Origin of the sequence: Nonomuraea sp. NPDC005730 (assembly GCF_040630865.1) — a bacterium.
GTDB lineage: Bacteria > Actinomycetota > Actinomycetes > Streptosporangiales > Streptosporangiaceae > Nonomuraea.
This window is the reverse complement of sequence record NZ_JBEXYK010000126.1, coordinates 1-6,659: the sequence shown is the minus strand read 5'-3', so window position 1 is coordinate 6,659 and position 6,659 is coordinate 1. Positions and strand designations below refer to the sequence as shown.

Sequence of the window (6,659 nt, the reverse complement as noted above, 5' to 3'; positions counted from 1 at the left end):
GACGCTCAGCTGGGAAACCCCAGCCGAGCGTCTCACCAAGCTCCTGGCAACAGCCAGTTGATCAATCAGTGTTGCGACGACCCCTTGACTTCACCGTCCTGCACCGGGCGTTGTGGATGGACACCCGGCACGTGCGGGTCTCGGTGCGGCTGGACGACGTGCCCGCCTGACTCCCGGCGCGTCACGCCGTGCGCGGCGTCACCAGGCCCGACTCGTAGGCCAGGACCACGAGCTGGGCGCGGTCGCGCACGCGCAGCTTGGCCATCGCCCGGTTGACGTGGGTCTTGGCGGTCATCGAGCTGATCGCCATGTGGGCGGCGATCTCGTCGTTGGACATCCCCCGCGCGACCAGGGCGACGGCCTCGCGCTCGCGGTTGGTCAGCCCCCGCAGCTCCTCGCCGGTGGTGGCGGCGGGCGGCCGGGTGACGTACCGGTCGATCAGCATGCGGGTGATCGACGGCGCGAGCAGCGCGTCACCGCGGGCCGCGACGCGCACGGCGTGCAGGAAGTCCTCCGGTACGACGTCCTTGACGAGGAACCCCGCCGCGCCGGCGCGCAGCGCGTTGAAGACGTACTCGTCCAGGCCGTAGTTGGTCAGGATGACGACGCGCACGCCGGCCAGGGCCGGGTCGGCGGCGATGCGGCGGGTCGCCTCGATGCCGTCCACGACCGGCATCTGGATGTCGATGAGCGCGACGTCCGGCAGGTGCTCCCTGGCCAGGGCCAGGCCCTGCGCGCCGTCGGCGGCCTCGGCGACCACCTCGATGTCGTCCTCCAGGTCGAGCAGCGCGCGGAACCCGCCGCGCAGCAGCGGCTGGTCGTCCACCAGCAGGACCCGGATCACGGCGTGCGGTCCATCGGCAGCTCGGCCTGGACGGTGAAGCCGCCCGCGCCGCGCGGCGCCGCCCGCAGGCTGCCGCCGAGCGCGGTGACACGTTCGCGCATCCCGATCAGGCCGACGCCGGGCACGGGGGCGGCGTCCGGCGTGGCCGTGCCGTCGTCGTCCACGCGGATGGCCAGCGCGTCGGGACGGTAGTCGATGCGGACCTCCGCGGTCGCGGCGGCGGCGTGGCGGGCGATGTTGGTCAGGGACTCCTGGACGATCCGGTACGCGGTCCGGTCCACCGCGGCCGGCACGTCCCGTCGTTGTCCTTCGATCGTCAGCGTCGCGTCGAGGCCGGTGGTCCTGGCCCGTTCCAGCAGCTCGGGGACCCGGTCGAGGCCGTGCGGCGGAGTCGTGTCGTCGCGCAGCGCCTCCAGGGTCGCGCGCAGCTCCCTGGTCGCCTCGCGGCCGGCCTCCTGGATCACCAGCAGGGCCTGCGGCACCTGCTCCCCCTTCCTGCGGGCCACGTGGACGGCCACCTCGGCCTGCACCTTGATGACCGAGATCTGGTGGGTGAGCGAATCGTGCAGGTCCCGCGCGATGCGCAGCCGCTCCTCGTCGGCACGCCGCCGCGCGGTCTCCTCCCGGGTGCGCTCGGCCTCCTCCGCCCGTCCCTCCGCCTGCCGCAACGCCTCCCCCGCGGCGCCGGCCGCGACCAGCCAGGCCAGCTCCAGCGCGCCCCTGGCCTGCGCGAACGCCTCGCCCGTGTCGTGCAGCCCGGAGGCCATCGCGGCCAGGGGCAGCAGGGCCAGCACGATCACACTCGCGGCCACGGTGACCAGCCGTCTTCCGGCCCGCATCGCCGCGTACACCGCGAACAGGTACGCCACCGCCGGCACGTCGAACCCGGCCGCCTGGTACCCCACCGCGCACAACCCCGTCACGGCCAGGACGGGGACCGGCGCCCGGCGGCGCGCGACCAGCGCCAGTCCACCGCCCGCCAGCAGCGCGTAGCCGAGCGGCGCGAGGTGGGTGGCGGAAGGCTGCCCGGACAAGCCGGTGACCACCAGCGCCGCCGCCACGCCGGCCGCGATCAGCCAGTCGATCGTCCCGGCCCCGACGCCGAGCCGCCTTGTGCTCATACGCGCACCATAGCCGCATGTCCCGCCATACGACTCCGGCAGGAGGATCACCCGCCGCCTACCGCGGACGCGGTACGTCCGCGCCTGCCTGCCGCCCGTGCGGTAGCCGGCTGCGGCACCGGCGGCACCCCGAGAAACCCGCTCCCGCCGGACGACCGGCGGCGGGCCCGGCGGCCATGCTCTTCCCACGTCGACGTCCAGGCGAAAGGAACCCCTCATGTTCATCGACCACCTGCTCGCGGCCCAGGCCGACCCCGTCGCCGCCTACGCCATGACCACCGGCCGGCTGTGGTCCCTGATCGCCGCCGGGCTGGGCCTGGCCGGCGTCGCCGCCGGCGGCCTCACCCTGGCCCGCTCCACCGGCCGCCTCCGCCGCCGCCCCACCCCCACCCCCGGCACCGGCACCGGCACGGGGGCCATTGCCGCGACCGGGAAGCGCGGGGCCGTCGCCGCCCTGGCCGCGGGGGTGACCAGCATGGTCATCGGCGGCTGGGTCATCGCCGCCGCCAAGGGCGGCCCCGGCACGGGCTACGGCATCGTCGGCGGCTACCTGGACCTGATCCTCGGCCTGACCGCCATCGTCCTCGGCGCCCTCGTCCTGAACCGCGCCCGCCGCCCGGCCTGACCGCCACTCTGCTGCGCCGCGGCATGCAACCACCCGGGCCCGAGGCACTGGCCGAATGGCTCGGCTCATGAGCCGCGGGCCACGACCGGGCCAGATGCCGAGCAGGGCGGTTTTCGTTCAGGAGGTCAAGGTCAGGGCAGTTGCGGGTCATGGACGAACAGGACAAGCTGCCCGAGGACATGCCACCCGCGGTCGGACGGGTCAACGGGGAGAGCGACACCACCGCAGCGCGGGCGGCGGTCGAAGTGCGGGACACTCCTCGGCCGATCCCCGCGGAGCCGGTCGAGCCACCGCCCGATCCGGAGGAGAAGGTCGCGCAGGAGCGGCGCGAGGTGGCCGAGGAGTCCGGCGAGAACGAGGAACCGGACGTGGAGCCGACCGACTGACCATCCGTCCGGCCATCCGTCCGACCACCCGCCCGCCCTGACGATCTGCCGGGCCGTCAGGAGGGCAGGAGGGCGTGGGCGAGCTGGTCGGCGCTCCAGTCCTCCCACTGCGCGGGCGTCCAGCCGCACTCGCGGGTCATCACCAGGAACAGGTCCGGTGACAGCAGCCCGACGGTGATGTCGGTGGCCCGGTCGGCGCTCAGGCCGGGCCGCATGGCGCGCAGGCGGTCGAGGATGGCGACGACCTGCCCGTGGGCGGTGTGCCGCTGCTCGCTGTTGACGGCCCACTGGGCGGCCATGTCGGCGTCCGTGGCCGCCGCGTCACGGACCACGGCCAGGACGGGGGCGACGCGGCCGAGGATGACGCCGCTCTGGTGCACCCACCCCCGTACGACCTCCATCGGGTCCCGCGACGCCTGCAAGGCCGCGAACCCGGGACGTTCCAGCAGCGGCACGGGCTCGTCGTCACCGGCCGAGGCGACGTCGACCACGTGCTTGAGCAGCCCGCTCTTGGTCCCGTAGTGGAAGTACACCGTCTGCACCGAGACCTCGGCCGCGTCGGCGACCTGCTGGAAGGTCGTGCCGGCGTAGCCCCGCACGACGAACAGCCCTTGGGCAGCGGTCACGATCCGGCTTCTGGTCTGGGCCGAGCGCCGCTTGGGGCTCTTGACGTCGTCCATCGATCCGGCGCCACACGCTGTGGAGACGGCCTTGAGCGCGCTCCATCTGCCTGCCGGCGGCGGCGCCGTCCACCCGTTCCTCGGCACCACCATGACCGTGAAGGCGGGCGGGGCGGCGACCGGCCGCCGGCTCACCGTCATCGAGCAGGAATGCCCGCCGGGCTTCGCCACGCCCCTGCACGTGCACCGGGACGACGACGAAGCGTTCTACGTGCTGTCGGGAACGGCGCGGATGCACTGCGGCGAGCGGTCCTGGCAGGCTGCCGCGGGGGCCTTCGTCCTGCTCCCCCGGCGGGTGCCGCACGCCTTCGCCAACGGCCAGGACGCTCCCCTGCGCCTGCTCCAGCTCACCTGGCCCGCCGGCTTCGAACACTTCGCCGCCGAAGTCGCGGCCGGGGACGCCGATCTCGCCCACCTGGCCGAGATCGCCGCCCGGCACGGCTACCAGGTCATCGGCCCGCCCCCGGACACCGCCGTCTGACCTCCCCGCCGCCCCTGTCACGCCGGGACCGATCGGCGTACCCCCCCTTCCCCCCACGCCCCGAGGAGTCCTCATGAAAGGCGTTCGCAAGACCACCGGCGTGCTCGTGTCCGCCGTCGTCCTGGCGTCGTCCGTCACCGCGACGGCCGGCGCGTCCGCCCTGGAGCAGAAGACGTACGTCTGGCGCGGCTACCTGTCGGCGGGCTCCTGCACGATCGAGCCCGGCGCGACCTGGACGTTGTACTCGAACGGCACGGCGCGCCTGGACGCCACCGTCTCCAGCCTCGGCGACGAGGACGCCTGGCTGATGTGGGCGCACCTGAAGGACGGCGCCGGCGCCCTGCTCGGCGACATACGCGTGTACGGCAGCACCAGCACCAAGTTCGTCAAGAACCTGCACGACCGCCGGACCTATCGCTGGATCGCCAAGGGACAGTTCGACCCCGACCTGTTCGACCTGGTCAAGCGCATGTCGCTGAGCAAGCACTGCTGAGTCACCCGAACACTCACGGAACGCTCCCCCGCACGCGCCGACACCTTCGACGAGAGGACGTCCATGCACCGCGCGGCTCCACCATCCCGAACCGGCCCGGCCGCCGCCGTACTCGCGGCGACCTTCTGCCTCGTCACACCGGCCCCGGCGGCGGCGGTCGGCACCACGACCAACGGCCACGAGGTCAACACGTTCGCCTTCGTCGTCCAGGGCTGCGACAAGGTCACCTTCGGCATGCCCTGGTGATCGATTTCGACGCGCTGCGTGCCGATGGCTCCTGGCAGCTCACCTGGTCCGGCGACCGGCTCGACGAGGCCGTGTTCCGCCTGGCGCCGCAGACGGCGTCCGGTCGCCGCGCGCTGGTGGAGCGGCTCGGCGCCGACGCGGCCGACCCGGAGCAGTGGGCGGCCGCGCTGGTCGGGGCGCTGCTCACCGACCCGGCCGCGACCGGCCTGCGCCGGCTGGAGCTCACCGACCGACCTGGCTCCCGCCTTCGCGCACCTGACCCTGTCCGTGGCGGGCGAGATCGATGTCGACGGCGCGGCCCACGTCCTGTCCGCGAGTGCGCAAGCGTCATGAGCCCCACGCCGAACGCCCACCGCGCCGGACGGCGCGATGGGCGTTCGTGGGGGGGCACCTCCCCCGCGGGGAACGGCCGGAGAGTGGCGTCAGTGCGACAGCGGCGCGTCCGTGGTGTCGACCAGCTCGCAGTCGGCCACCGGCCCCTCGGCGACGCGCGCCCAGATCCCGGCGACCTTCCTCTCCTCGCTGACACTGAACTCCAGCACGCCCGTCTGCCCCTCCTTGATCACCTTGGGGTCGATGACGAAGCCGGCCTCATGCCCCTCGGGCTGCGGGAACACCGACAGCGGCGCCTCCTCCTTGCTCAGGAAGCGGGCCGCGCGCGGCTCCGGGCCGCACTTCTTGCCGTCGGGCACGTAGCTGACCACCACGTTCGCCCCCAGGGCCCGCAACTCGGCCTGCAGCCCCTCGGGGTCCTTCGCCTCGCTGAAGCTGATGTCGATCAGCCCGTCGGACGCCCTGGACACCGCGTACGCCGGGCCGCCGAAGAGCAGCGGGACGGCGACGGCCACGGCGGCCGCCAGCGCGCCGACGGGAGCCAGCAGCCTGACCCCGGCCGGACGGGTACGGGGCGCCTTCTCGATCTCGGTCATCACGAACTCCTTGAGCAGTCGGCGACGGCCCTCGGAAAGATCACGCTCAACCGGCATGTTCATCGGATCTCCTCCTTGGCGGGGCCTGGGTCACCTGTTACCTGTCGGCTCGTCCCGGCGAGTTCCCCGAATCCCGAGACTTCGCCGAGATTCCCGCGTTCCCCGGGTTCCGTGCGTCCTTCGCGTTCCGCGAACTCCGTGAGCTTCTTCCGCGCCCGCGACAGACGGGACCTGACGGTGCCCACCGGGACGCCCAGCGCCTCGGCCGCCTGGGCGTAGTCCAGCGCGGCCCAGACGCACAGCGCGAACACCTCCTGCTCCTGCTTGCGGAGCCTGCCGAACGCCCGCCTGACCGCGGCCAGCCGTTCGGCGTCGTCGATGCGCCCGACCACCTCCTCGGCGAAGTCCGGCACCGACTCGCCCTTGGGGATCCTGGCCAGGACGTCGTCGTGGCGGCGGGCGGCCCTGCGGACGTTGCGGGAGACGTTGGTCGCGATGCCGAGCAGCCACGGCCGCAGCGAGCCGCCCTCGGGGTCGATCTTCGCTCGTAATCGCCAGGCTTCCAGGAACGTCAACGCCATGACGTCCTCCGCCTCGCTCCAGGTGGCGGTCAGGCGGAAGGCATGGTTGTAGACGGATTTGGCGTACTCGTCGAAGAGCCACGAGAAGGCCGTCTGATCCCCAGCACGAATCCGGGCACGCATCGACATGTCCACATACCAGTACTGTCCGCCCGGCACCCCGAGTTCCCGGCGGCCCGTCCTAGGCCGTGTTTCGAAAGATCGCGTGTGAGGCGTGTCGGTGATCGTTGAACGAAGAGGTCTCCGGTAGTTGGTTCAACGACCAAGAAGAAC

General features: G+C 72.9%; 10 protein-coding genes. 5 read left to right on the top strand and 5 right to left on the bottom strand.

The window, feature by feature from the left end; genetic code table 11:
• Positions 1–181: 181 nt before the first annotated feature.
• On the bottom strand, positions 182–844 hold the full coding sequence (locus ABZ444_RS51155) for a response regulator transcription factor (protein WP_358012627.1): 663 nt from the start codon (positions 842–844) through the stop codon (positions 182–184).
• Complete coding sequence (locus ABZ444_RS51150) at positions 841–1,965, bottom strand: histidine kinase (protein ID WP_358012625.1); 1,125 nt, start codon at positions 1,963–1,965, stop codon at positions 841–843. The genes ABZ444_RS51155 and ABZ444_RS51150 overlap by 4 nt, the downstream gene beginning before the upstream one ends.
• A 217-nt stretch (positions 1,966–2,182) precedes the next feature.
• Between ABZ444_RS51150 and ABZ444_RS51145 the strand changes: the two genes are divergently transcribed.
• A complete protein-coding gene (locus ABZ444_RS51145) occupies positions 2,183–2,590 on the top strand; it encodes a DUF6223 family protein (protein ID WP_358012624.1) in 408 nt (135 codons plus the stop codon).
• A gap of 149 nt (positions 2,591–2,739) precedes the next feature.
• Positions 2,740–2,976, top strand: a complete 237-nt coding sequence (locus tag ABZ444_RS51140) for a hypothetical protein (protein WP_358012622.1) — start codon at positions 2,740–2,742, stop codon at positions 2,974–2,976.
• 56 nt (positions 2,977–3,032) lie between these two features.
• Here the strand turns inward: ABZ444_RS51140 and ABZ444_RS51135 are convergent, their stop codons facing one another.
• Positions 3,033–3,656, bottom strand: a complete 624-nt coding sequence (locus tag ABZ444_RS51135) for a TetR/AcrR family transcriptional regulator (RefSeq protein ID WP_358012620.1) — start codon at positions 3,654–3,656, stop codon at positions 3,033–3,035.
• 31 nt (positions 3,657–3,687) lie between these two features.
• Here ABZ444_RS51135 and ABZ444_RS51130 point away from each other — a divergent pair, with 31 nt between their 5' ends.
• The 3 genes from ABZ444_RS51130 (at position 3,688) to ABZ444_RS51120 (ending at position 4,876) form a co-directional block, all read left to right on the top strand.
• Positions 3,688–4,137, top strand: a complete 450-nt coding sequence (locus ABZ444_RS51130; RefSeq protein ID WP_358012618.1) for a cupin domain-containing protein — start codon at positions 3,688–3,690, stop codon at positions 4,135–4,137.
• Between the two features lie 73 nt (positions 4,138–4,210).
• On the top strand, positions 4,211–4,630 hold the full coding sequence (locus ABZ444_RS51125) for a DUF6294 family protein (protein WP_358012616.1): 420 nt from the start codon (positions 4,211–4,213) through the stop codon (positions 4,628–4,630).
• A gap of 63 nt (positions 4,631–4,693) precedes the next feature.
• The gene (locus tag ABZ444_RS51120) at positions 4,694–4,876 is read left to right on the top strand and encodes a hypothetical protein (protein WP_358012614.1); all 183 of its coding nucleotides are present in this window, start codon (positions 4,694–4,696) and stop codon (positions 4,874–4,876) included.
• Between the two features lie 422 nt (positions 4,877–5,298).
• On the opposite strand, the gene ABZ444_RS51115 is transcribed toward ABZ444_RS51120, so the two are convergent.
• On the bottom strand, positions 5,299–5,868 hold the full coding sequence (locus ABZ444_RS51115; protein WP_358012612.1) for a hypothetical protein: 570 nt from the start codon (positions 5,866–5,868) through the stop codon (positions 5,299–5,301).
• Positions 5,865–6,509, bottom strand: coding sequence for an RNA polymerase sigma factor (locus ABZ444_RS51110; protein WP_358012610.1), 645 nt, complete (start codon positions 6,507–6,509; stop codon positions 5,865–5,867). The genes ABZ444_RS51115 and ABZ444_RS51110 overlap by 4 nt, the downstream gene beginning before the upstream one ends.
• Between the last annotated feature and the right edge of the window lie 150 nt (positions 6,510–6,659).